Annotated in this window: 15 protein-coding genes; 9 read left to right on the top strand and 6 right to left on the bottom strand. The window is 61.4% G+C overall.

Annotated elements, in window-relative coordinates; all coding sequences use genetic code 11:
* Positions 1-18 precede the first annotated feature (18 nt).
* Positions 19-285, top strand: a complete 267-nt coding sequence (locus tag WKV53_RS02570) for a hypothetical protein (protein ID WP_341402779.1) — start codon at positions 19-21, stop codon at positions 283-285.
* A 318-nt stretch (positions 286-603) separates the two neighbouring features.
* Here the strand turns inward: WKV53_RS02570 and WKV53_RS02565 are convergent, their stop codons facing one another.
* The gene (locus WKV53_RS02565; RefSeq protein WP_341402778.1) at positions 604-1,197 is read right to left on the bottom strand and encodes an outer membrane protein; all 594 of its coding nucleotides are present in this window, start codon (positions 1,195-1,197) and stop codon (positions 604-606) included.
* Positions 1,198-1,433: 236 nt separating this feature from the next.
* Positions 1,434-1,916 (bottom strand): hypothetical protein, encoded by a 483-nt coding sequence (locus tag WKV53_RS02560; protein ID WP_341402777.1) that lies wholly within the window; start codon positions 1,914-1,916, stop codon positions 1,434-1,436.
* Between the two features lie 506 nt (positions 1,917-2,422).
* Between WKV53_RS02560 and WKV53_RS02555 the strand changes: the two genes are divergently transcribed.
* Both WKV53_RS02555 and WKV53_RS02550 read left to right on the top strand, forming a co-directional pair.
* Positions 2,423-3,556, top strand: a complete 1,134-nt coding sequence (locus tag WKV53_RS02555; RefSeq protein ID WP_341402776.1) for a CHRD domain-containing protein — start codon at positions 2,423-2,425, stop codon at positions 3,554-3,556.
* 296 nt (positions 3,557-3,852) lie between these two features.
* Positions 3,853-10,437 carry a beta strand repeat-containing protein gene (locus WKV53_RS02550; RefSeq protein ID WP_341402775.1) on the top strand — a complete coding sequence of 2,195 codons (6,585 nt, stop codon included), beginning with the start codon at positions 3,853-3,855 and terminating at the stop codon, positions 10,435-10,437.
* A gap of 38 nt (positions 10,438-10,475) precedes the next feature.
* Here the strand turns inward: WKV53_RS02550 and WKV53_RS02545 are convergent, their stop codons facing one another.
* Entirely contained in the window at positions 10,476-11,924 is a 1,449-nt protein-coding gene (locus WKV53_RS02545) for an AlkA N-terminal domain-containing protein (protein ID WP_341402774.1), read from the bottom strand.
* Between the two features lie 124 nt (positions 11,925-12,048).
* On the opposite strand from WKV53_RS02545, the gene WKV53_RS02540 reads away from it, so the two are divergent.
* Both WKV53_RS02540 and WKV53_RS02535 read left to right on the top strand, forming a co-directional pair.
* Positions 12,049-12,591 (top strand): methylated-DNA--[protein]-cysteine S-methyltransferase, encoded by a 543-nt coding sequence (locus tag WKV53_RS02540; protein ID WP_341402773.1) that lies wholly within the window; start codon positions 12,049-12,051, stop codon positions 12,589-12,591.
* 68 nt (positions 12,592-12,659) lie between these two features.
* A complete protein-coding gene (locus WKV53_RS02535) occupies positions 12,660-15,671 on the top strand; it encodes a golvesin C-terminal-like domain-containing protein (protein WP_341402772.1) in 3,012 nt (1,003 codons plus the stop codon).
* Between the two features lie 199 nt (positions 15,672-15,870).
* On the opposite strand, the gene WKV53_RS02530 is transcribed toward WKV53_RS02535, so the two are convergent.
* On the bottom strand, positions 15,871-16,509 hold the full coding sequence (locus tag WKV53_RS02530; protein WP_341402771.1) for a response regulator: 639 nt from the start codon (positions 16,507-16,509) through the stop codon (positions 15,871-15,873).
* The gene (locus WKV53_RS02525; protein WP_341402770.1) at positions 16,506-18,527 is read right to left on the bottom strand and encodes a sensor histidine kinase; all 2,022 of its coding nucleotides are present in this window, start codon (positions 18,525-18,527) and stop codon (positions 16,506-16,508) included. Before WKV53_RS02525 ends, WKV53_RS02530 begins: the two co-directional genes overlap by 4 nt.
* Before the next feature lie 198 nt (positions 18,528-18,725).
* Between WKV53_RS02525 and WKV53_RS02520 the strand changes: the two genes are divergently transcribed.
* The 4 genes from WKV53_RS02520 to WKV53_RS02505 all read left to right on the top strand — a co-directional run bounded on the left by WKV53_RS02520 (position 18,726) and on the right by WKV53_RS02505 (position 23,302).
* The gene (locus WKV53_RS02520; RefSeq protein ID WP_341402769.1) at positions 18,726-21,476 is read left to right on the top strand and encodes an FAD-dependent oxidoreductase; all 2,751 of its coding nucleotides are present in this window, start codon (positions 18,726-18,728) and stop codon (positions 21,474-21,476) included.
* Positions 21,477-21,541: 65 nt separating this feature from the next.
* Complete coding sequence (locus WKV53_RS02515) at positions 21,542-22,069, top strand: hypothetical protein (RefSeq protein WP_341402768.1); 528 nt, start codon at positions 21,542-21,544, stop codon at positions 22,067-22,069.
* Positions 22,070-22,266: 197 nt separating this feature from the next.
* Positions 22,267-22,464 carry a hypothetical protein gene (locus WKV53_RS02510; protein WP_341402767.1) on the top strand — a complete coding sequence of 66 codons (198 nt, stop codon included), beginning with the start codon at positions 22,267-22,269 and terminating at the stop codon, positions 22,462-22,464.
* Positions 22,465-22,903: 439 nt separating this feature from the next.
* Entirely contained in the window at positions 22,904-23,302 is a 399-nt protein-coding gene (locus WKV53_RS02505) for a low affinity iron permease family protein (RefSeq protein WP_341402766.1), read from the top strand.
* Between the two features lie 259 nt (positions 23,303-23,561).
* Here the strand turns inward: WKV53_RS02505 and WKV53_RS02500 are convergent, their stop codons facing one another.
* Entirely contained in the window at positions 23,562-24,647 is a 1,086-nt protein-coding gene (locus WKV53_RS02500) for an exonuclease/endonuclease/phosphatase family protein (protein WP_341402765.1), read from the bottom strand.
* Between the last annotated feature and the right edge of the window lie 179 nt (positions 24,648-24,826).

The following is a 24,826-nucleotide window of genomic DNA, read 5'->3' as shown; positions in this document are numbered from 1 at the left end:
TCGACCAGGAGGGAAGAGATGGATTCATGCATTGGCACCTTCGCTGCGAATGATGTGGCGATGAACCATCCATCTTCTTCCAACAACCCTTCGCAAGAGCCCGTGCCGCCATTGTCAGATCAAGCAGCAGGGGTGGAGCGGGAATCCGCCGCTGAAGCTGCCTGCGATGCTTCCGCCTGCTGTGAGTCGATGATCCGCTTTGTGAAGGAGCATCCTTGTCTGTCGGTGGGCCTCGCGTTGGCGATCGGCTTGATCGCGGGACGCTGTGTCGCCATCGATAATTGAATCGCCGGCGAAGGGGGCCAGCGAATCTCCGGGAGGTGGCCTGTTAGGTGGATGCTCCACTCTCAGGCAAAAAAAGTGAGCCGGGCGGATGCCGGGGCCTCTGATCGAGAGAGCTTGCGATCAGGCGGGACCCGGAATCGTCCGGCTCTGTGGAAGCTTCGCGCCGGAATCGCAGCGAGCAAATGGATTTTCAACGGCGCGCGAGTTGGGCTTTTGGGGCTTGGATCTTTGCCGCGTTGCGACCGGCGTGCCACCAAAAGAAGAAGCCATTCCCCGGTGAGGGGAATGGCTTCTTGGCGATACGAACCGAATTACCCGTCAGAAATTGAAGCGGATACCGGCGCCGAGGCCGACGTCGTCGAGGTCGTCGATGCTCGTGCCCAGGAGGCTGACATCATCGATCCACATGTAGCGCGCACCGGCATAGATCTCGAAGTTCGGTGTGACGTTGTAGACGACGCCAGCGAAGGCCTGGGCCATGAAGGACCAGTCGTCTCCGCTCGCCAGTCCAGCGCTCACGTCCACGTTTGCAGCACCGAGGCCGAGGCCGGCGTAGACGCCGAAGTGATCATTGAACATCCACTCGTACTTGTAGTTGATCGTGACTGGCACGATGTCCACGTCAGCAGAGAATGGAAACAGAAAGGAGGCATCTTCTTCCTCTCCGATCCAGCCGGATTCGAGGAACAGCGATGAGCCGTTACCAAAGTCATAGCCAACGTGACCGTTGTAGAACGGTTCCTCGGCATCGAACATGTAGTCGACGCCAGCACCCAGATACCAGCCTTGGTGCTGGGTCGTGGTCATCGGAGCTTGGTAGGACTGGGTATTGGTTGAAACGGCTTCTCCCGCTTTGAGCCCCGAGGGGATTGCGAAGAGTGCGGCCGCTGCGAGGAGCGTGTTGTATTTCATAGCGTCGTTTACTTTTGAGGGCTCTCATCCATCGTCAAGGGACCATTATTTGCGGTCTGTGTCAGCCTTTGCAAAAAGCACAGGCTAACATGAAACAAACGTCACCCATGCCTACGCGAATGGCATAGACGGGGGCGATGTCTTGCTTCTGGTAAACAAGTGGGCCACGACGATCGTGTTTTTGTTAGATCAGAACCCGGCGAGGCGCGAGGTCTTCGCCGGGTTCAAGAAGGCGTTCACTCATCGGCGACAATCTTGATGGAAGGGACGTTGATTGCTTCCACGACCTTGTAGTCGCGATCGACGGCGACGACGTTGCCGCCTGCGACGTAGTAATGAACGTCGGCCTGCGCTGGAGGAAGAACGCTGATGAGATCCGGCGGAGCGTCGACCAGGAAGCTGCGCTCTTTTTCAGCGATCACGACGCCGGGAGCGATGGTGGTCCTCCACGTGGTGGGGATGTCCTTCACCTTGACCTTGGTGACCCACGCTGACGGAAGACCGTAGCGTTCCGTCTTGTGAGGCTCGAAGTACTTCACGACCTTGGTCTTCACTTCCGGGGTGAAGGTGGTGGTGGTGGTCGTCGTCTTCTTCTCGGTGGTGGTGCCGTCCGCGTGTTCCCGCACCTCGGTCTTCTTGTGGGTCTCGGTTACTTGGGCCGTCACAGGAAGAATGATTCCCAGAGCGGCTGCTCCCATTGCAGCGATTGTCGTTTTCATGGTTTGATTTCGGTTGTCGGTTTTCGGCCGCTCACGGCGATCACTCGTGATGCCGTGCGGGTGGCGTGCTTTCGCAGGACATATGCCGTGCTCTTCCGAGTTGCGGCGTAACCGCCGCGGGCAACCAGCCGCTAGCGCCCGAGGCTAGAAGCACTTGAATTGAGGCGGTCTTGCGAAGCGTGCCCGCAAGTCGATAGACCGATCAATTTGCAGTGAGCGTTTGCAATATGAGAGGCCAAGCTTCGCCGAGAGCGGGATCGTGGCGGTGTGCCTCAAAAATTGCGGGCAGCGCTTTGTGCACTGCAAGCACGCTGCAACTGTCTTGGGCACTTTGCAAAGGAGGTGCAGGCATTGGCGATACCTTGACCTTTGGGTTTTCTTGGAAAACCGGGGCTTGGGCGCGGTGGACCCATGGCTGCTGGAACCGCCGCCCGGGATCGAAGCAGCGGTTGGCGCGGTTGCCTGCCGCTCGAATCCCCGGGCACAACAAGAACGACAACCCAACCATGAAAACGCATCTATTATTCGCACCGCTGTTGCTGGCCACGCTGATCCCCTTGCACGCAGAGATCTTGCAGATCGATCTCTCTCCCGCCGGCACCAGTGCCGCGGTAGGCCTGAGCCCGGCCAATGAAGTTCCCGCGGCGACGGGTACTGGTAGTGGTGGAGAGATCCTTTCGGGCATTACTTACGATACCGACACGAACGTGCTGTCGGTGGCCCTCGGCTACGGATCCTTCGCGGGCTTCACCAATCTAACAGGTGTGGCGACGGCGGCGCACATCCATGGTCCTGCCTCGGTGACGGGTACCGCACCGCCAATCCACGACTTCATCACCGCGGGCCAGCATCTCCTGGCACCCGTGCCGACCAATGGTGGAGTGATCATTGGCTCGGCAACGCTGAGCGCGGCCAATGAAACCAATCTCCTCAACGGCCAGCTCTACATCAATGTCCACACCGCTTCCAACGCGAACGGCGAGATCCGTGCGCAGCTGGTGCCTTCGACCGGCCAGCCGACCGTGACCTGCCCTGAGGCAGCCGAGATCGAGTGTGCCTCGCATGACGACACGCCGGTAGAGCTTGTGGCGAATGTGGCAGATTCCGATGGCGATGCGCTGATCGTGGTGTGGACCATCGATGGCGTGGCGAAGCCTTCGATCAATGTCCCCTCCGGTGGAGCGACTACCAGTGCGGAGGTTTCCTTCGAAGGTGAACTTGGCTTGGGCGAGCACACGGTTTCGGTGGCTGTGACGGATGGGACGAGTGTCTCGGTCAGCTGTGAAACCACGATCACGGTGGTGGATACGGTTGCGCCGGTGATTACCAAACTCAAGGCGACTCCCGATTCGCTGTGGCCACCGAATGGCAAAATGAAGACCGTGAACCTCGATATCAAAGCGAAGGACGCTTGCGGTGATGTGACCACCCGGATCGTCTCGGTGGTTTCAAGCGACGGTGGCACCGCGGACTTCGAGATCGTGGACGAGAATACCGTGAAGCTCCGCGCCAAGCGCTCGGGGCAGAGCGAGCGGGTCTATACGATCACCGTGGAAGCCAAGGATGAATCCGGCAATACGGCCACGAAGACCGTCCAAGTCAAAGTCCCGCACGATCGGGGACACGGCAGCCGTGACTAATGCCAAAAGTGGTGGTGCCCACGGACCAAGCCCGGGGCAGCGCCGGATAGGATTTACCCCCAGCCCCCTGAACCGAGAGCCGCTTGCCGCTGGGCAGGCGGCTCTTCTGTTTTTGGTGGCAGATATTGGAGGTTATTTCGGGTATAGATTGCGAATTTGGCGCGTTTGATGATTGAAAATGCGTTTGTAAGCGCATTTTATATTGAAATTAGCGATTTATATGACGTTTTGGTGAGTACCGAGTGTCCTGTAAGTCTAATGTGGCTGGCTGGCGCTCCGTTCACGCTCCCGTTTCCATGAACTCTCGTCCCAAGCTGCGGCCTCATGGCCTGATCGAATCATTTTGCCTCGTGGCTCTCTCGCTTCTGGGCCTGGGGCCGAGGGCGAGCGCGCAGTACCACTACTTCAATGTCCCGAGTAACTCCGACTGCATCATGCAGGACTATCGGTCACCGGACGTGCGTGGCGGGATCTACGATGCCATCCACGAGGAGAACGTGAGCAGCTCCGATGGTGGCTCGGGTTACTTCTACGGCGGCTACACTCACCAGAACAGCGGAGGGACCAAGACGCTGGTGCAGTATGTGTGCTGGCCGGCAAGCGGCGGCTATGCGCCGTATTCCCAGCAGATCCCGGTGTTCGCGGGGGAGAACATGGTGGGGTATCCACAGATCGGGGAGGGGAGCAGTTGCGCGATCAAGGGGTATTGGCCGCAGTTTTCATCCAGCCAATGGACGCGCTCGGTGGTGCGCTTCTGGCAGCCATCGGATGGCACGCCGCACGTGGGCTACCAGGGGATGTGGATGAAGGAGCCCGCGAGCGGGAATTGGTACCACCTTGGCACCTTCATGTATCCCTTCGCCGTCACCGGCGTGAACGGGATGTCCGGCTGGCAGGAAAACTTCACGGGCTACACCGGGGACTACACGGTGGAACACGCCAATGGCTACTACCACAAGAGCGGTGCGTGGCAGCGGGCGAACCAGATCCAATTCACTTCGCGGGGACTGGTGACGTTGCAGGAGAGCAATACGGTCGCGCGTTCCCAAGTGGGGCCGACTTACAGCTCATCCTACAATGTGCCTCTGACGGTGACGCTCAGCGGGCAGCCGGCAGCGCCGACGTTTGATCCGATCGTGGTCAGCAGTTCTTCCGCGGCGGTGTATGGTTCGCAGCTGCTGGTGAAGTGGGACATGCCGCTGACCAGCGCCCCTCAGCTCAGCTACAAGATCGAGGTCTTCAACAATTCCTCTTACACGGGATCGCCCGCGCTGACCTTCAACGAAACGGAGCCGGAGACGCGACAGAAGATGCTGAACCTGGGCAGCATCACGACGCCCTACGTGCGGCTGACGATCACCGACATCTTCTATAACAACGGCACGCCGATCCTGATCACGCCGGCGGCGGCTTCGCTGAATGCGGCGACGAGCGTGGCAGGTACGGTCGGCGGGCTGGGCTACCGCTACTATCAGGCGGCATCAGGAACGTGGACGGTGTTGCCGGATTTCAACTCGCTCACGGCGACGCGCCAAGGAGCGGTTGCGATTCCGGATGCGACACCACGGTTGAGGCGGACGAATTATGGGTTCGCCTATTCCGGCTATTTCAATGCGGTATCGAGCGGGCTGTATGCGTTCACGCTGCGCTCTGGAGATGGCAGCTCGCTGGTGATCGATGGGACCACGGTGATCAATTTCGACGGGCTGCATGATTCGACGCAGTTCAAGAGCGGCAGCGTCGCGCTGGCGGCGGGCAAGCACTCGGTGGAGCTGAAGTATTTCCGCGGCGCGCCGCCGGCGGTGAATACGACGGCTTACAATGATGGCATCGGCCTGACCTACGAGGGGCCGGGGATTGCGTTGGCGGATGTGCCTGCCTCGGTCTTCTCGCGGGTGCCCGGATCGGGCGAGCCGACGATCACGATGAGCTCGCCGGCTAACAATGCGACGGTGGTGAACTCGAGCCCGGGTCTGGGTGCTTCCGTCACGGCGAACGGTGCGACGATCGATCGCGTGGAGTTCTACATGACGGGCGACAAGTCCTACTACCCGAAGCCCGACAAGTCGGCAGGGTATTTCATTGGCCAGGACACGACCGCGCCCTACAGCTTGAACTCCATGGTGTGGACCGCGCCGGTGAACCTAGTGCGTGCGCGGCTGGTTTACAATGGTGGCTCCACGATCGACTCCGAGCCGATCACCATCACCACCGTCAATCCGGCGCTCGGCGCGTGGAACTGGAACCCGCTGGAGATGCACAACTACTCCACCGGTGCCAGCGTGCAGGGCAACACCGTCTCAATCACGGGCGACGGGATGAACATGATGAGCCGGCAGGTGACTGGCGATTGCACATTGATCGCGCGGCTTGCGGACATCACGCCGTCCACGGCGAGTCCGGACGGGATTTCTCCTTCCAGTGATTGGCGCGCGGGCATCATCCTGCGCAGCACGGCGAACACGACGATTGGCGAGCCCCTGGGCAATGGTAGCTCGACTCGCTTTGTGGCGCTTTTCAGCTCGGTCGGCGGTGGCACCTATTTCCAGGACGACTCGATGCGGGCGGGCAATGGCGACGCGAACGTGTGGTCCTCCAATCTGGGCGGGAGCAACAAGTGGTACAAGCTCCAGCGCACCGGGAACCTCTTCACCAGCTACGTCTCGGTGGATGGTGTGAACTGGACCCTGGCGAACAGCATCACGATCGCGAACTTCGGCACTACCATCCATGCGGGCGTCTTCACGCATGCGATGCAGTCCTTCAATCCGGGCGTCCATCGCGCGACGTTTGATTCTTACAGCCTGACCGGCGCGAGCGTGAGTGGCCCGGCGAGTGTTTCCGCGAGTCCGGAAACGCAGTCGGTGGTGACAGGCCTGCCGGCGACTTTTTCCGCTTCGGTGATTGGGCCGGTACCGGCTAGCTATCAGTGGCAGTTGGATGGCGTGGATATTCCGGGCGCGACGGGATCGACCTACACGATTGCCAGCGTGAGTGCGGGAGATGCCGGCAGCTACACGGTGACGGCCAATGGGGTGACGAGTGCTCCGGCGACGCTGCTGATCGCATCGCCGGCGGGCTCGGGCGAATGGACGAATGTGAGTGGTGGTTCATGGGCTACCGCGGGGAATTGGGATGGTGGGGCCATTGCAGGAGGAGCGGATTCGGTTGCGGATTTCAGCATGCTTTCCCTTTCTGCGAATCGGACGGTGTCCCTCGATGGCTCGCGCACGGTGGGCACGATGCTCTTTGATGACTTGGCTTCGCTGCAACACAGCTGGGCCATCAGCCGCGGCACTACCGGGACTCTCACGCTGGATGCAACCGGCACTCCGAACATGGCGGTGAAGACGGCGACGACCATCAGCGCGGTGGTGGCTGGCACAAAGGGCTTTAACAAGATGGGCGATGGCACCCTGGTGCTGAGCGGCAGCAGTACCTTCACCGGCACGGCGCGCGTGAGCGCGGGGACGCTGGAGGTCCAGGCCAAGTCGGGTGACACTCCTTATGCGGTGGCCCAGGGGGCGACCTTGAAGATCGGCTATAGCACCGGAGGTGGGTATGCGAATACGAACCTGGTGATCTCGGGCGATGGGACTGCGGCTACCACCGGCTTTTATTTGGCGGGAGGGAAGACTTACAACTCCAGCGGCCAGATCGTGCTCCAATCGGCGCCGACGACGATCCGCCAGTATGGCTCCGGCCTCGCGAAGATCGGCATTTTCGACGTCAATGGAAACGGCCTGTGGTGCAAGGGGGAAGCATCGGGTTCGGTGCTGGATTCCAACATCCAGTTCGTGAGTTCCGGCTATGGGATGTCGGTGGATGTGGATCCGGGAGTCGCGACCGCGACGGGCGATCTGGTGGTCCAAGGTGGATTGAATGCGGGCAATCTCGGCTTTTACAAGCGCGGGACCGGTTCGATTCTTCTCAATGGTGCCGCGACGTCCGGCAATATCGCGGTGAAGGCGCTGGAAGGGTCGGTGCTGTGCGGCGTAGCCAACTGCTTGGGCTCGACTGCGGCGGTGCCGGTTTCGTCGGGGGCGACCTTGGCGCTGAGGGGATTTGATCAGACGACGTCCGGCGCGCTGACGGCTTCCTCGGGTAGCACGGTTTCGCTGGGCACGGGGACGCTGACGGTTTCCAGTGCCTCGCTTGCGGGGACGTTGCGGATTTCGCTGAACAAGGGTGGGTCGCCTGCGAGCGGGAAGCTGGTTGTGAGTGGCGGTGCGCTTGCGTATGCGGGATCGCTGGTGGTGGATGCGACTGGAGCGAATGCGTTTGCTTCGGGGGATAGCTTCCAGCTGTTCAGCGCCACGGGATATTCGGGATCCTTCACTTCGGTGAGCTTGCCGCAGCTTCCGGTGGGCTTGATCTGGAACACGGTTGATCTGGTTACCTCCGGGTCGATCAGCATCGGCCTCGCGGGCACCAGCCAGTGGAACGGTGCGGGTGGTGACAGCCAATGGAGCACGGCGGCGAACTGGAATGGCATCGCACCGGGCAACGGGCAGGTGATCACTTTCTCGGGCACGACGCGCCCGACTTCGACGAATGATCTGCTGACTTCGGTGGGCCGCATCGTTTTCGCGAATGGCGGCTTCAGCCTTTCGGGAAATGCAGTGACGCTCCAGTGGGGCCTTTTGAACCAAGCGGGCAACAATGCCTGGTCGATCGCTTCCACGCTGGTGGCACCGCAGTCCTTCACGAGTGATGCGGGCACGCTCACGGTGAGTGGCACTGTTGCCAATGGCGGGAATACACTGACTCTGGATGGTGCGGGTAATCTCACGATTTCGGGTGTCGTTTCCGGAGTGGGAGGTTTGGTGAAATCCGGAGCGGGCACTGCCTCGGTATCCGTGCAGCAGACCTTCACCGGAGGAACGGTGGTCAACGGCGGCGTCCTCAATCTCAGTGGCGGCGGTGGAGGTAGCGGCACCATCCGTGGAACAGTGACCGTCAATACGGGCGGTACCCTGAGGCTCTCCACGGGCGATGCCACCGGCTACAATGGTGGCGCGAGCGCGCTGACCTCGATCAACGTCAATGGTGGCACGCTGAATGTGAACACGGTGTCGAACCAGACGCTCGGAAGTGCCGCGCTCAATCTAACGGGAGGCTCGATCACGGGCGTTGCAGGCGGGAACATCGACTTTTTTGGCGGTGGTTCTTCGCTCAATACGTTCGCTTCCCCGGTCACATCCACCATCAGCGGGGTGACGCTTTCGCCGCTGCGTCAGGGGAGCACGACCTTCACGGTGGCGGCGGGAAGCACGGTATCGGGGATCGATCTCGACATTTCCTCGGTGCTCAAGACCGCGGGCAGCGGTGACGCTGCTGCGGCCACATTGATCAAGGCTGGAGCAGGTGTGCTCGCGCTGAGTGCGACGAATACCTATGCGAAGCCGACCGTTGTAAATGCCGGCACGCTGCTGGTGAACGGGTCCACGGCAGCTGGCAGCGCTGTCACCGTCAACACCGGTGCGACTCTTGGCGGTTCCGGCAATGTGAAGGGTGCGACGTCGATCGCGGCCGGTGGTATCTTGTCGCCCGGCTTCAATTCCATCGCGAGCTTCTCGATCACCAATATGCTTTCTCTCGCGGGCACGACCCGCATGGAACTCGGGAAGACGGGAGTGACGCTTAGCAATGACAAGGTGCTGGGCCTTACCACGGTGACCTATGGCGGCACGCTCGAGGTGGTTTCGAATGGACCCGCCGCGCTGGCTGCGGGGGATTCCTTCCAGCTCTTCAGTGCGACCACGCGGAGCGGTTCCTTTGCCACCATCAATTTGCCGGTGCTGGCCTCCGGGTTGGTCTGGAATACCTCGGGTCTCGCCACGAGCGGCACGATCGTCGTTCGCGCACTTCCCTTGGCTGTCGATGATTCCGCGACCATCGCGGAAGACAACGTCGCGACCATCGCGGTGAAGGCGAATGATTCGGATGCCGATGGTGACAGCCTCACGATTGTCTCGGTGACGCAGGGCGCGCATGGGACTGCTGCCATCAGCGGGAACAATGTCACCTATACCCCGGCGGCGAACTGGTCTGGCACGGATGCCTTCACCTACACGATTTCCGACAGCCATGAGGGCAATGCGGTCGCCACCGTGACGGTCACGGTCACGCCGGTGAATGATGCGCCTGTGTTCACCGCCGATCCGATCACCGGTAGCGGAGCGACGGAGGGTGTCGCCTATACGGGTTCGCTTGCCGGACTTGCCACGGATGTCGATGGTTCCTCGCTGACCTATTCCAAGACTGCTGGCCCCGCTTGGCTCGCAGTCGCGGCGGATGGCACGCTCTCGGGAACGCCGGGCGCGGGCGATACCGGTTCGAATTCATTCACGGTGCGCGTCGAGGATGCCTCGCATGCCTATGATCTGGCGACGCTCCAGATCGAGGTGGTGGCTGCCGCTGTCGATCCCTATGGGCACTGGGCATCGGGATCGCTCACCGCTGGAGTCAATGATGGCAAGGAACAGGATCCGGATGGGGATGGCATGGCCAATCTCGGTGAATTCGCTTTCAACCTGAATCCGGTCTCCGGGGTGAACGAGGGCAAGATCGTTGCAAAACCCGCGGTCATCGGTGGCGGGCAATGCGTGGTGATCACCCTGCCGGTGCGGAATGGGGCGGAATTCCACGGGACTGTCGCCCAGGTCTCCGATCCGATGGACGGAGTGACCTATCAGATCGAAGGCAGCCCTGACTGCGGGACCTGGAACGTGAGCATCACTGAGCTTACCGGTCCGGCGGCGGATCCGTTCAAGGCGGGGATGCCAGTTCTGGACGGTGGCTGGAGTTATCGCTGCTTCCGCACGGCGGAGAATCTTCCGAAATGCTTCGTGCGGGCGAAGGTGACGGAGAGCCCGTAGCGATCGGAAAAAGAGGAGCTGTGGGCCCAAGCGAGCTTTCAGAGGCTCCTCCAAATGTGAAGCACCGCGTAGCTTCGCCACGGGCGCCAAGGCTGCGACATTGCTTCGGCCTGCTTGGCGCTTACGCCTCCGAGCTTGTTCCGCACGGCGATGTCTTCCTTCGGGAAGGCATCCGGCCAGCGGAGGGCACGCATCGCGATGTAGTGAGCGGTCCATTGGCCGATACCGGGCAGCTCGACCAGTTTTGCGATCGCTGCTTCGGGGTTAGATCCGGCTTCGAGGATGAGGGAGCCGGAGTGGTAGGCTTTCGCCAAGGCAATGATGCTCGCCGAGCGCGCGCTGACGATGCCGAGCTTGGCGACGTCGTCGATGGATGCTGCGGCTACCTTCGATGCGAGTGGCGAGAGTTTCGAGAGGCCGGAGATGGGCGTGTGGATCTCTTCACCGAAGGCTTCCGCGAAGCGGCACGCAATGGTGGTTGCGGCTTTGACGGTGATCTGTTGTCCGAGGATCGCGCGGATCGCCATTTCGAAGCCATCGAAGGCACCGGGAACGCGGAGGCCGGGATGGGCTTCGACGCTTTTGCTGAGGAGGTCGTCTTTTCCCAAGTGCGCGGCGATGAGATCGGGCCGTGCGGCGAGATCGAAAAGATTTCGCAACCTGCCGAGGAGAGCTGGCAGGACCGGCGTCAGCGAATGGGTGAACTCCACGAGCAGCGCATGTTTCTGCGGCGCATGTTTCACGCGCACCCAGCCGGTATGCTTTCCGATGCGGACGGTGCGTGCGTAGCTGTCCTCGGTGACGAATTCCACATCGCGGATGCAGCGTCCGCGCAGGAAGGCGAGGGTGCCTTCCCAATCGTAGGGCGGCCGGTAGCCGAGTTGCAGGATGGAGGTGTCTTCGGCATCGATAGTGGCGACAGTTGCCGCTGCTTCTTTCCGCAAGCGGGTGGGCGGCATGCGATAGCGGGAGCTGAAGGCATCATTGAACCGGCGCAGGCTGGAGAAGCCACTGGCGAAGGCGACGTCGATTACGGGGAGCTTGGTCTCGGTCAGCAATTGTTTCGCGAGAAGCAGGCGGCGCGTTTGCAAGAGCTCGATCGGTGAGACACCGAGCTCCTGCTGGACGATGCGTCGCAGCTGCCGCGAGCTGATGCCGAATTCGCTGGCGATTTCCTCGAGGCCTGCGCCTTCGTCCGCGAGTCCCTCGTGGATACGCTGCACCATGAGGTGGGCGATGCGATGGGCATTGTCCATCGGGGCGTTTCCCGGTGCGAGTTCGGGGCGGCAGCGCAGGCAGGGGCGGAAGGCGGCCTTTTCCGCGGCCTCGGCACTTTCGAAAAAGCGGCAGTTCTCGGGCTTTGGCGTTTTTACCGTGCAGACCGGGCGGCAGTAGATGCCGGTGGAGGTGACGCCCACGTAGAAAACGCCATCGAATCGCGGGTCCCGCGAGGTCATGGCCTTGTAAGCGATGTGTTCTTCGATCATGAATTGCTGCGCCAGACTACTCCAAGGCGGCGCTTTCGCTCGCCATTTTCGGACATGTGAAAATATTCGCTTCGATGTCCGAAAGTGGCCAGCATCTTTGCCAAGCCGGGGCATGCTGCCGACCATGAAAGCGATCAAGACGAGCCACTACTTCAAGACGATGCCTTCACCGGTCGGCGAGCTTACGCTGGTCGCAAGTGACAAGGGCCTCGTTGCGATCCTGTGGGAGAACGATGCGCCGGATCGCGTGCGGCTGGGTGAACTGGTGGAGAGCAGGGAGCATCCGATTCTCTTGGAGGCGGAGCGGCAACTGGGCGATTACTTTGAGGGCCGGTTGAAGAAGTTCACGGTGAGGCTGGATTTCACGACCGGCACGGATTTCCAAAGGAAGGTGTGGCAGGCGCTGCTGACGATTCCCTTCGGCGAGACGCGGAGCTATGCGCAGATCGCGGAGCAGATCGGGCATCCCACGGCGGTGCGCGCGGTGGGTGCGGCCAATGGGCGGAATCCGATTTCAATCATCGCGCCGTGCCATCGTGTGATTGGCTCGAATGGGAAGCTGACCGGCTTCGCGGGAGGGCTGGAAGCGAAGGCGCTTTTGCTGGGTGTGGAAGGCGTGGATAGTAACGGGAGCGGATCCATACAGGGCCAATTCGCACTGTCTTAACGTGCTACCCCTAAAGTGGGATGATGGGGGGGCCGGAATCGGACAGATTCCGGATAACCCAATAACCCATGAAACCCAGCTACTCTTGGGCCGTCGTTTGCCTCGCCGCGACGGTCTCCTCCGTATCGGCCAATCTGGTCGCTTATCAAGGCTTCAACGGCTACACGGTCGGTGCTCTCCCCGGGCAGCCGATTGGCTCCAATACCCAAGGTCTCGACACGGCCGGGATCATCACGAGTGCCGGCACCGGTGCGGCAGCCAACGTCTTCGACGCCACCGGGATGACCTTCAGCAACCTGATCACCAGTGGTGGCAGCGCGCGCTATGCCGATGCGACTGGCAGGCCGTCCTACATCGGCTTCGCTTACACGGGGCCTGCGGTAAGCGGGAATCTGTATACCAGCTATCTGGTGCGCCTGGGGACCGTGCCCTCCAACAATGGTGTGGCTTCGCTGAGGGCCAATACGACGGCGACGAGTGGCGGGGCAGCTGCTTACTTTCACGCGTATGCCGACGGACCAGCGAATGTTTTCACCGGTAGCCAGTACGACGCGAACAATGCGAACACGGCTTCCACACAATCGCTGGCGATCAACACCGACTATGTGGTGATCGGCCGCTTCACGCGGGTGGGGACGGCGCTTTCCGTGGGGAGCCCCGGGGTGGCGACGACCTTCGTACTGACTGCGGCGCAGTTCGATTACTTCAAGGATGGCGGCTTCACGGATGCGGAGCTGGATGGCGCGCTGATCGGCAGCGGTCCCTCGAATGTGACCTCGCGGGTGTCCGATGCTCCGGTGACCACCGGGACGTTCACGTTCAATCCGGGCAATGGCATCCAGTTCGGACCAGGCAACAGCGGTGCGAACCAGACGGTGGCTTATGATGAGTTTCGCTTCGGCACGACGCTCGATGACGTGTTGCCGGTGCCGGCACCGCCGGTCGTCGTTCCGGTGAACGTCACGATCGCTGCGAGCGGCGCGATTTCCCAGGAGCCAACTCCGGGTGCCGAAGCCATCGGCAGCGTTACCCTCACGAGAGATGGCGATACAACGGCGGCACTGCGGGTTTATCTGAACTCGAGTGGCACGGCGACCGCAGGTGTCGACTATCCGGCGGTGCCGGCGTCGGTGTTGATACCGGCGGGTGCTACGTCGTTGGTGGTTCCGGTGCCTGCCTATACGGACTCATTGGTCGAGGGGCCGGAGACGGTGACGCTCACGCTGGTTGCAGATGCCGGCTACAACCTGCCACCCACGACCTCCGCGACGGTGACTTTGAATGATCGTGCGGCAGGGGTTCCATCCACGAAGAGCCGCTTCATCCAGAAGCTGGCTGCGGGCTTGCAGCAGAAGGTGGTCTTCTATGGGACGAGCCTTACCGCGAGCGGCAATTGGCCGACGCAGCTGAGATTGATCTCCGATGCGACGTGGCCGGGGCAGGCGACCTACTATAACCGTGGGAGCAGCGGCATGGCATCCAACTGGGGCATTACCAATCTTCAGACGCAGGTCCTGGCGCTGGTGCCAGACACGGTTTTCATCGAGTTCTCGGTGAACGATGCGGTGGCGCGGCTGGATATTTCACTGCCGGAGGCCCGGGCGAATCTCAACGCGATGATCGATGGGATCCTGGCGGTGAATCCGCAGTGTGAGGTCATCCTGCAAGTCACGAATCCGGTGATCGGTCGCCCGCAGGGCGATGCTGGATGGAGGCCGAATCTGGTGCACTACCAGCAGATCTATCGCGATGTCGCGGCGGAGCGGAACCTGACCTTGATCGATCATAGTCCTGCCTGGCAGGCGCTGCTCGATCAGTCGGAGGTGGACTTCTATACCAACGTTCCCGATGGGCTGCATCCTTCGGTGGGAGGAGAAGCCGTCTATATGGTTCCGGCGTTGCTGGAGAGGACGGGAGCGCCGGCGATCGTTCAGCCGCCGATCGTGGTCGATGAGACCATGGCGCAATTTGAAGGAACCTGGACTTTCAGCACTTCGACGGCGGGAGCGCATCTGAATGGCTACCAAACCGATGGCAATATCGACAAGGGGTTGAAGACGGTGAGCTACTTCCCGGAGATTCCGGCGGCGGGAACCTACCCGGTTTATCTGCGCTGGAGTTCGCTGAACAACCGGGCGAACAACGTGCCGGTCACGATCAACTACGCGGGTGGAAGTACGACGGTCACCGTGGATCAGACGATCAACGGCGGGATGTGGTACAAGCTCGGCGATTTCCCGCTGGCCGCGGGCACCGACAATAGCGTGGTGATCGGAACGACGGGCACCACTGGATTCGTGATCGCGGATGCGGTGGGCGTGGGTGTTCCCGCGGTGAGGCTGCTTGCCAGCAATGGACGCGCCGGGGAACCGGTGACGTCTGGCGGGGCGGCGCGGCCTTCGATCGTGACGGTGACGCGCAGTGGCTCCGTGACCCAAGCGCAGGTAGTGAACCTGACCATTGGCGGTGATGCGGTGAATGGCGGTGATTACGATGCGGTGCCTGTGAGCATCACGATTCCGGCTGGCGCGAAGACTGCGACGCTGACGATCATGCCGAAGTTCGACACTCTTCACGAGGGTGCCGAGACGCTGACGATCGAGGCGGTGCCGCCGTCGGGAATGTATGCGGGAGTGACGACGAAGGCATCGCTGGTCGTCGTTGATCCGGATGACTCGCCGTTCAGTGGCTGGCAAGCGGCGCACTTCAGTGTGGCACAGCTGGATGATGTGAACATTTCCGGCGAGAATGCGGATCCCGATGGCGATGGCATCACCAACCTGATGGAATATTTCGCAGGGTATGATCCGCTGGTGCAGCAGGCTAGCTTTGTGAGCTCAGGCAAGATGGCGGTGGAAGGTGTGGACTACTTTTCCATCACCTATCCTCGTGCACCGGGGACCGGCCTGCTGGGAGTGCCGGAGGTGAGCACCAATCTGCAGGTTTGGAATGCCGGCGACACGTTTCTGGCGAAGAGCGCGGATGCGGATCCTGATGCGCTGCAGCAGGTGCTGGTGAGGTCGCGCACGGCGACAAGTGCGGCGAGCAGACAGTTCCTGCGGTTGAAGGTTACCCGTTGAGAGGTTGAAGAGAGAGCGTGGCGCCGTTCATGGGTTTTTCGGTGCCGCGCTCGCTCGTTTGATTTGAAGTGTTCGCTCTTCCAAGAGGAGGAGCTTCCAGATGGATTGTGGCATGGGTTGCCGGTGTGATCCGCACCCAGCCGGAACGACGCAGTCGTTCCGCTACGAAGATGGAAGACCATTGGTCCTGCTTACTCGATCACTCGCCGGGGAGGTGGACGATGCCGCGGCGGAGGGCGACGGTGACGGCTTCGGTGCGGTCGCGGACCTTGAGCTTAGCGAGTATGTTTTTCATGTGCGACTTCACGGTGAGTTCCGTGATGCCGAGGGCGTCGCCGATCTCCTTGTTCGCTTCGCCTTTGACGAGGAGGCGGACGATCTCGCGCTCGCGCTCGGAGAGGATCTCGCCGCGTTCGCGGGCGGCGAGCTGGCTGGCGACGTCGAGGGGGATCCAGCGCTTGCCCTGGAGCAGGGCGCGAATGGCGGGAGTGATCTGGTCGTCGGAGCTGTGCTTCAGGATGTAGCCCATGGCTCCGGCGGCGAGCGCGGCGTGGATGTCCTCGTCGCCTTCGTAGCTGCTGAGCACGAGGATGCGGGCGTCAGGGTGTTTTTCGCGGATGAGGCGGATTGCTTCGAGGCCATTGCAGAGGGGCATGCGCAGGTCCATGAGGGTGACATCGGGCTGGAGCCGTGAGTAGGTGGTCACGGCATCGCGGCCATTGGCGGCTTCGCCAACGACCTCGAAGTCGGGTTCGTGGCTGAGGATGTCCCGGAGTCCGGCGCGGACGACGAAGTGGTCATCCACGATGAGGATCTTGAAGGTGCGGGCGGGTTTCATGACGTGGGTGAAGCGGTTTCTTCGGGTGGCAAGGGGACTTCGACACGGACGCGGGTGCCTCCGCCCTCGCGGCTCTCGACTTGGAGGGTGGCACCGATGCGATCGGCACGCTCTTCCATGCCCACGAGGCCGAAGTGGCCGCGGCTATCCTGAGGCATGTTAGAAAGGCCGAGGCCGTCATCGCTCACGGAGAGCGAGGCGCTGACGGGTGTGGTGATGAGTTCGATTTCGATCAGCGTTGCCTGGGCGTGCTTGAGGGCATTGGTCATCGCTTCCTGGCCGATGCGGAGGAGGTTGTCGCCGATCATGCCGGGGATCTTGCCGCCTTCGCGGCGCTGATGGAATTCGACGCGGGTGCCTGAGCCGAGGAAGACGGATTGGGCCATGCGGTGAATCGCATCGCCGAGGTCGAAGTTTTCGAGGGCTTCGGCGCGGAGGTCCCAGATAGATTGGCGGACTTCGGTGCGGCATTGCTTCACGAGAGCCCGCATGGTTTCGAGGCGGGTGCGGGTTTCTTGCTGCTCGTCTGGGAGCGAGAGGGTGATGCCGCGGATGTGGAGCTGGAGGCCGGTGAGTCCTTGTTCCAGGGTATCGTGGAGGTCGCGTGCGAGTCGTCCTCGTTCGGCGGCGATGGCCTGGCGTTCGCTGACCTCGGAGCGCAGGCGGGTATTGCGGCGGGCAAGCAGGTAGGCGGCGATGGCGAAGGCGAGGAGGATGGCGAGGGTGATGCAGAGCAGCACCAGCATGCGGCCGACGGTGAAGAAAGGAGCGGCCTGCACCACGCGAATGCCGGCGGCGTCGGGGACGAGGATCTTGAAGTTCGCGGGCTCGCCGGAGGCATCTGTCTGCACGACGCAGATGCCGGTGACTTCCAGCAGGCTGTCCGTTTCCCATGCGTCCGCCATGCTCTTCGTGTAGGGCGCATCCAGCTCCGCGGTGAAGACGCCGCGGGGTGATTGGAGGGCGAGCACGAGGTGTTGCTTGCCGCTGTCGAATGGAGTCTCGATGCGGTCTAGCAGATGGCCGGAGACCGCGACATGGTCGGCGTGGTGGAGGCCGTCGATGAGTTCGGAAGGGGCGAGGTGCTTGGGGCTGAGCTTGATGGCGGGGCCGGTGTCCGGCTTGACGATCACGTCCGAGAACACGGGCAGGAAATCCTGGAGGTCGCGAAAGCCGACCGCATCGATGCGGTCGCCACGTTTCAGCCCGGTGGTATTGCCGCGGATCGCGAGGCCGGCATCGCCATCGTGAAGCCATGCGATGTCGCCCGAGGTCATCAGGACCTCGCCGCGGATGTGGACGCGGTCGCCGCGGGTCTGGCCCGGCTGGTAGCGGAAGACGGAGCGGAGCGGGGTGTAGGGCTTTTCCCAAGGGGAGATCTTTTCGCGCTGGTCGGTGTGGAGTTCTTCCGCGCGCGGAACGAGGATCTGCACCTCGACCAACTGGCCGGTGGCTTCGCGCGAGCGTACCGGGCTGGCGACGCCATAGGCGATGGCCTTGGAGGCGATGAGCTTCTGGGGATCGAGCTTGGAGGCGTGGCTCACGCGCAGGCTGATGCGAGATGCGCCCGAATCCAGCACGACCATGAGGGTTTCCTTGTCGATGAATTCGGCGGTGCGAATCCAGCCGTCGGTCCAGACCCATTCACCATTGAAGGAGCCATTGAGCAGGCCGCCGCCGGAGCCGTAGGGGGCGACGGGCATGCGGGCCTTGCCGATGGGGCGGTAGCTGGTGGCTTCCATCAAGGGGGCGAACGATCCGGGGCGGGCGATTCCCTGGACGTGGAGGCGGTCTCCCCAAGCGGGCCCCTGTTCGCCGGTGTAGTTCACGCGGATGCCGCCGGTGGCATCCTGGAGGTAGAAGAATTTTCCCGCGCCGGGATCGGCCCAGGTCACGAGGCCTTCTAGTGCGACTTGTGAGCCATCGGAGTTTTCTGCGATGGCGGCGGCCTGGAGTTCGCGGATGTCCTTCACGGGAGGTTCCGCGACCTGGCCGAGGGCCGGACGCAGGAGGAGCATGAAGAGTATGGCGAGCCGCCGCATGAGGAAGGGTGGTCGGCATTTATACCGTGGAACCGGGGGCTGGCGTCGCGGAAAAAATTTCGGTCCGCGCTCCCTCGTAAGTGGGATTCGCGAGGGGACGAGGAGCTACAGATTGGGAGGCCTGCGGCTTTCCGGTGCCTGATCCAAGAAGGTGCGTCGCGGGCCTGATCTGTCATGAAACCCAACACGCGTCATTTGTCCCTGCGTAGCTTCATGTTTTTCCTAGCGGCGGTCGCGAGTGCTGATGCGAGCCGGGTGATCGAGACGGATATTTGCATTTATGGCGGCGCGGCCGGTGGCGTGACGGCGGCGGTGCAGGCGGCGCGGATGGGGAAGACGGTGTCGCTGGTGGAGATCGGCGGGCATCTGGGCGGACTGAGTTCGGGAGGGCTCGGCGACACGGACATCGGCAATAATGGCGATGCTTACATCCAGGGGATGTCGCGGGAGTTCTACACGCGGATCGCGACGAAGTATGGGTTGAGCGGGGCAAAGTTCACCTTCGAGCCGAAGGTGGCGGAGGCGGTTTTCAACGAGATGATCGCGGAGGCGCAGGTGCCGGTTTATCTGAACCGGCATCTGATTTCGACTGCGACGGCGGGCGGGCGGATCACGCAGATCACGACGAGCACGGGTGATGTTTTCAAAGCGAAGATCTTCATCGATGCCTCCTATGAAGGCGACCTGCTGAAGCAGGCGGGCGTGAGCTATGCGAGCGGGCGTGAGGCGAACTCGCAGTATGGCGAGACGATCAATGGGATCCAGACAACGACGAGCGGCAATCAATTGCCCAACGGAATTAGCCCGTGGGTGACGGCGGGGAATCCGGCGAGTGGCTTGCTGCCAGGAGTGAATGCTGCGCCGTCAGGTGCGGATGGTGCGGCGGATTCGCTGATCCAGGCGTATTGCTACCGGATGTGCCTGACGAATGTGGCGGCGAACCGGGAGATGATCCCGCAGCCGGAAGGCTACAACGAGGCGGACTATGAGATCCTTTTCCGCTCGATCGCGGCGGGGCAGACGGATCGCTTCTGGAAGACGCGACCGGTGCCGAATGGCAAGACGGACTCTAACAACGACTCGGGGATTTCCTGCGACTTCATCAGCGGGACCACGGCGTCATGGATCGAGGCGGACTATGACACGCGGATCCAGCTCGCGAAGGCGCACGAGAAGTGGCAGCGCGGGCTGGTGTGGACGGTGCAGAATTCGCCGCGGGTGCCGGCGGCGATTCGCAGCGCGTGGAGCCAGTGGGGATTGCCGAAGGATGAGTTCCTGGATAACGGGCATTGGCCGCACCAGCTCTACATCCGAGAGGCGCGGCGGATGGTCTCCGACTATGTGATGACGGAGAAGAATTGCCTGGGCACGGTGGTGGCTGCGGACTCGATCGGGATGGGTGCCTACACGATGGATTCGCACAATTGCCAGCGGATCGTCTCGAACGGGATGGTGAAGAATGAAGGGGACATCCAGCGTGCTGTTCCCGGGCCGTATCCGATTTCGTATCGTGCGATCGTGCCGAAGACGGGCGAGTGCAAGAATCTGCTGGTGCCGTGGAGCTTGTCCTCGACACACATTGCTTTCGGGTCGATCCGGATGGAGCCGGTGTTCATGATCCTGGGGCAATCGGCGGCGACGGCGGCATGCTTTGCGATCGATGATGAGGTGGCGGTGCAGGCGGTTTCTTATGCGAAGCTGAAGGCACAGCTGCTGGCGGATGGGCAGAAGCTGACCAATGCCGGCGGCGATGGGGCGAGCGGGATCGTGGTGGACAATGCGGATGCGACGGGCGTGACGCTGACGGGGACGTGGACGGCGGCATCGGCGACGACGGGATTCAATGGGACCGACTACCTGCATGATGGGAACGTGAGGGACGGAAGCTGCTCGGCGCGGTTCACGCCGAATCTTCCGGCGGCGGGAAGCTATGAAGTCTTCCTGCGGTGGACGGCGCATACCAACCGGGCGACGAATGTGCCGGTGGAGATCCGTTTGCCGGGTGGTGTGGTTCAGAACCGGACGGTGAACCAGCAGGCGAATGGAGGCGTCTGGTACTCGCTGGGGAGCTTCACGTTTGCGGCCGGGTCTTCGACGACGAATGGGAGTGTGACGGTCCGCGATAGCGGGGTGAACGGGTATGTGATCGCGGATGCGGTGAGATTCCTGCAAGGGGCGGATGTGCCGGTGGTGGATCTGTGGGCGAGCGATGCGCGGGCAGTGGAGCCGAGTGCGGGTGTGAGTGCGGCAAAGCCCGCGAAGCTGTGGGTGAGGCGGTCGGCTCCGACGACGGGTGCGCTGACGGTGCGCTATACGCTGGGTGGCAGTGCGACTTCCGGGCAGGATTTCACGGCGCTGAGTGGCAGCGTGGTTTTGCCTGCTGGAGTGGCGAGCGTGGCGCTGCAGGTGACGCCGCTAGTGGATTCTCTGGCGGAAGGGACGGAGGATGTGGTGATTTCGCTGGCTGCGGACCCGGCTTATAACATCGGGGAGTTGGCTTCGGAGACGGTGACGATCCTGGATACGCCGTTCGATGAATGGCGGCGGGCGCGGTTCACGCCGCAGCAGTTGCTGGATCCCGCCGTCTCAGGTCCGGAGGCAGATCCGGACCGTGATGGGACGAAGAATTTGTTAGAGTTCTTTGGTGGCAGCGATCCTCTTACCGCGGGCATGCCGCCGCGGATGAGGATTTATCCGAAGCCGGTGTCGGCGCTGGAGATCGAACGGAATCCGATGGCGAAGCAGCTGTTCGTGAGGATCGAGGAGTCGGGAGATTTGTCGGGCTGGGGACCTGCGGGATTGGTTGTGGGAACGCCGGAGATTTCGGGTGGGGATCCGCTGGAGGTGCTTCGTTACTCACTGGCGGAGTTGGCGGAGCCTGAGGCGTTTTTCCGGCTGGCGGTTTCGCTGACGCCGTTTCCGTAGCGGGCATCGTGTTCCTGAATCGAGTTGACCGTTATTGCGGGTTTGTTATCTGCAGATGGATGAAGATGATCTCCCTCCCGGTCCGGCTTGGTTTGGTGCTTGGCGTTCTTGCTTTCTGCCAGGCCAAAGGCGAGGACTTGAATCTTCTGGCAGAGAACACTTCCGGACAGGAAGGCTCGTCCCAGTCCATCACGCTGGGTCAGGGCGAGAGTGCGAAACTCCTGTATGGCTCACCCGGCTTCAACGCGAGGCTTCGCTGTGAGATTGGCACCAAGACTTTCGATCTGAGCTGCTTCAAGGGAGGCACGTGGGATATCAATCCGATCGTCATCGCCGGGCCCGCGACAATCACCTTGAAAAGCGGCGGTGTCGGCAACGGTGCCTCTTCTGGCTTCGTGACTCTCGGGATCACACGTATCGGCCTGACGAGCGGACCGACTTCCATTCCGCAGGAAGAGGGCTCGACTTTCGAGGTCATCCTTGAAAGCAGCTCTGATCTGGTGAACTGGCTGGTGATCAATCCTGGTGAGTATTCCGGAACCGAGGCACGGAGGTTTTTCCGGATGCGGATCGTGAAGAAAGATCCGCCGTAAGTGTACGCCCGAGGACTCCGGTAATTCGGTATGCCTCTGTAGCGGAATTAGCGGAGTGGTGGTTACTCCCGTATTCCCGTAAGTCTCTATGGTGAATTGCGGGAGTCCGGTGGATTTTCCGGATCAGGGCCGCGTTTTGGTGGTGTGAAGCGCCGCTCTCGACAGGAAGCGGGGCTTTTCGTTATCCACGGGGTGCAATGACTACCGGCGACGAAAACAATCGAGTTCTACAAGCATCCATCGATCACCTCTACACGAGGCTGATGCAGGTTTATTCCGATCTGGTCATGGCGGGCATTGAAGACGCGGACGAGCGAGGCAGGGCGAAGGTGCAGATTGCGGAGGATTGGGTGGAGTCCTACAGCGCCGCAAAGGTGAAGGCTGCGGAAGGTTGAGAGCGTGGGCGATGCGGCTGCGCCCGGTCTGCCGATGGACGAGCTTCTGGTCCGGGCTTTTCGTGCCCGGTTGCCAGTGGCGGAGGCGTTTCGCGTGGAGATGTGCGAGGCCCGTGACCGGCATGGGTTTGGGATACCGGCCACGGGCGTATGCTACCGTTCACACGCACCTGGAAAACGTCGCTGAAGAGATGCATCAGCCCGTGCAGGGATGCAATGAACTCGCAGGGCGGGAATCTACGGATGGCATTTGGCGAACGGGGTCATCGGGAAAATCGAAGTGGGCAGCGCTGTGCCGGTCGGGGTCCGGGAGATGCAGAGTTTTCCGGGACTGGTCCCCGGTGGCCGGCGGAAAGCGGAAAGGGAGGCCGACTTGGCACCCAGGCGGCGAGACGTTAGATCCCGATGCAGGCGTCGTGGGATGTGCTATCGTTCCGGGATGAACGGGAATCAATCGTGGTTCGGGCGCTTTGCGAAGAAGGCGTCTTGCTATACGGGAAAGCCTGCGACCTTCGCGATTGCGATCGGAGGCATCATCGTTTGGGCGGCCTTCGGTCCTTTTCTCGGCTACAGCGACACGTGGCAGCTGATGGTGAACACAACGACGACGATCGTGACCTTCCTGATGGTGTTCCTGATCCAGAATTCACAGAACCGCGATTCGGAAGCGCTCCAGATCAAGCTGGATGAATTGATCCGGGTGCAGAAGAAGGCGAACAATGCCTTCATGGATCTCGAAGATCTGACCGAGGAGGAGCTGGAGAAAGTGCGCGCGGATTTCGTGCGTCTCGCGGAGGAGAAGAGGCGAAGTGATGGAGAAGGTGGAGGAGGCGAGTGATCGGCGTGGGTCCGAATGAAGCACGAGCGACTCCATCTGGCTCCGGGCTGACTGCGGATTCCTCCTTTCCTATAAGTATAGGAAACGGGAAAACGGGAATGCTGCTGGATGTTCCACCAAGGGTGATTGGTGGAGCGGATTCAAGATTCAAGGATCGGTCCCCGGTGAGGCGGATTGAGCCGAGTAGTGGTGAATTTCTGGGGCTTCAGGAAATCCAACATGCAAGGGCTGAACGCCGGGACTCACCGTGCTAGCAGCCTCAGTCATCATCCTTTTCAACCGTGAGATCGCACCAGACCAGCAGGTGATCAGACCGGAAGCGTTTGTGCTCAGACACCCACTCATGATCGGGAAGCTTGGAAGCGTTGAGGGGTGCATGGACGTGCTCCTCTGATTGCTTGAATTCGGGCTGGCCTGTGGGGATGAAGATCCGATCGAAGGGAGCTGGCGGGAGGTTTCTTGAGCCCGGAGGTTGCTTCTCACTGAAGTAAGGATTCATCCAAGTGAGTGCCTCTTTCGCATTGAGGTCAGTGAAGTCTTTCCAGATTTCCTGAACGCTCTTTTCGCCGAGGGTGATGTTGGTGTCGCCCAACAGGACCCAGTCCTTTTCCTTTTCAAAGGGGCCTTTCAGCGAAGGCAGGGCATCGATCAATTGCTGGGCTTCCACTTTTCGCATGTCGATGCCGACACTCTTCTCATCGGAATTGCTCTTCATGTGGAGAGGGATGACTGCGAGGTCGGTTTTGCCCTCTCCCGCGGAGAAGAGGAATGCCTCGGGCCGACGGGTCCAATAGGTGAGCTTGTTGTCTTCGTCGGACGATGCTTCGATCGAGGGATGAGGGTGATTGCCGCCTTTTACCGGAAGCGGTGCTCTTTCTTTCAGGGTGAGCCGTGATGTCCGCCAGAGAACCCCGGTCATTTGGCAGCGGACGTTGTCGGGGCCTGGGCCGGTGAGTTCATATTGCCACTTATCGTTGGTGGCTTTCCCGAGAATCACCAGGATCTCGTCGAGGATCTTGCTCTTCCACGGTGCGGTTCCCGGGGCCTTGTCGGTGGTCTGGTCGTCGTCATGGATCTCCTCCAATGAGAGCAAATCGACATGGCTGGCCAGGATGTAGGCGGCCAGGTCCTCGGCCTTCTGCTGTTTCTCGGGAGCTGCGGTCTCGCCCCCGCGGGCTCCCCTCAGGCCCAGGTTCTCGATGTTCCAGGCGCCGATCCGGACTTGTCCGTCTTTTACCGGAGGGGCGTCGGGTGTTGGCAGGAGCGCGTGGGAATTGGTTGCCAGTGCGCCGCTCAGGATGAGGAGCTGGAGCTTGGAGAGGAATCGGGGGGTATTCTTGTTCATTGCAGGCATCGTCTTGGAGGCGGTGCGGGGTGACAATGTTTAATGCGGGCCAGGGCTGCGATCTTCCGGATGCTTTTGGAGCTGGCTGGCGGTGAATCCGGGTGAGTAATCCGGAACCGAGGCGCGGAGTGGCGGTTACTTCAGTATTCCCGTAAGTGTATGTAGTGAATTACGGGAGT

Source organism: Luteolibacter sp. Y139, from assembly GCF_038066715.1.
Classification (GTDB): Bacteria; Verrucomicrobiota; Verrucomicrobiia; order Verrucomicrobiales; family Akkermansiaceae; genus Haloferula; species Haloferula soli.
Note: the sequence above shows the minus strand (reverse complement) of the source record. Positions and strands in the feature narration are given on the sequence as shown.

Excerpts from the sequence above, each read along its gene's own strand:
- WKV53_RS02565 (WP_341402778.1), bottom strand. The coding sequence starts at position 1,197 with ATGAAATACAACACGCTCCTCGCAGCGGCCGCACTCTTCGCAATCCCC.
- WKV53_RS02530 (WP_341402771.1), bottom strand. The coding sequence starts at position 16,509 with ATGAAACCCGCCCGCACCTTCAAGATCCTCATCGTGGATGACCACTTC.
- WKV53_RS02550 (WP_341402775.1), top strand. The coding sequence starts at position 3,853 with ATGAACTCTCGTCCCAAGCTGCGGCCTCATGGCCTGATCGAATCATTT.
- WKV53_RS02560 (WP_341402777.1), bottom strand. The coding sequence starts at position 1,916 with ATGAAAACGACAATCGCTGCAATGGGAGCAGCCGCTCTGGGAATCATT.
- WKV53_RS02570 (WP_341402779.1), top strand. The coding sequence starts at position 19 with ATGGATTCATGCATTGGCACCTTCGCTGCGAATGATGTGGCGATGAAC.
- WKV53_RS02555 (WP_341402776.1), top strand. The coding sequence starts at position 2,423 with ATGAAAACGCATCTATTATTCGCACCGCTGTTGCTGGCCACGCTGATC.
- WKV53_RS02540 (WP_341402773.1), top strand. The coding sequence starts at position 12,049 with ATGAAAGCGATCAAGACGAGCCACTACTTCAAGACGATGCCTTCACCG.
- WKV53_RS02515 (WP_341402768.1), top strand. The coding sequence starts at position 21,542 with ATGATCTCCCTCCCGGTCCGGCTTGGTTTGGTGCTTGGCGTTCTTGCT.
- WKV53_RS02525 (WP_341402770.1), bottom strand. The coding sequence starts at position 18,527 with ATGCTCCTCCTGCGTCCGGCCCTCGGCCAGGTCGCGGAACCTCCCGTG.
- WKV53_RS02520 (WP_341402769.1), top strand. The coding sequence starts at position 18,726 with ATGAAACCCAACACGCGTCATTTGTCCCTGCGTAGCTTCATGTTTTTC.
- WKV53_RS02535 (WP_341402772.1), top strand. The coding sequence starts at position 12,660 with ATGAAACCCAGCTACTCTTGGGCCGTCGTTTGCCTCGCCGCGACGGTC.
- WKV53_RS02505 (WP_341402766.1), top strand. The coding sequence starts at position 22,904 with ATGAACGGGAATCAATCGTGGTTCGGGCGCTTTGCGAAGAAGGCGTCT.
- WKV53_RS02510 (WP_341402767.1), top strand. The coding sequence starts at position 22,267 with ATGACTACCGGCGACGAAAACAATCGAGTTCTACAAGCATCCATCGAT.
- WKV53_RS02500 (WP_341402765.1), bottom strand. The coding sequence starts at position 24,647 with ATGAACAAGAATACCCCCCGATTCCTCTCCAAGCTCCAGCTCCTCATC.
- WKV53_RS02545 (WP_341402774.1), bottom strand. The coding sequence starts at position 11,924 with ATGATCGAAGAACACATCGCTTACAAGGCCATGACCTCGCGGGACCCG.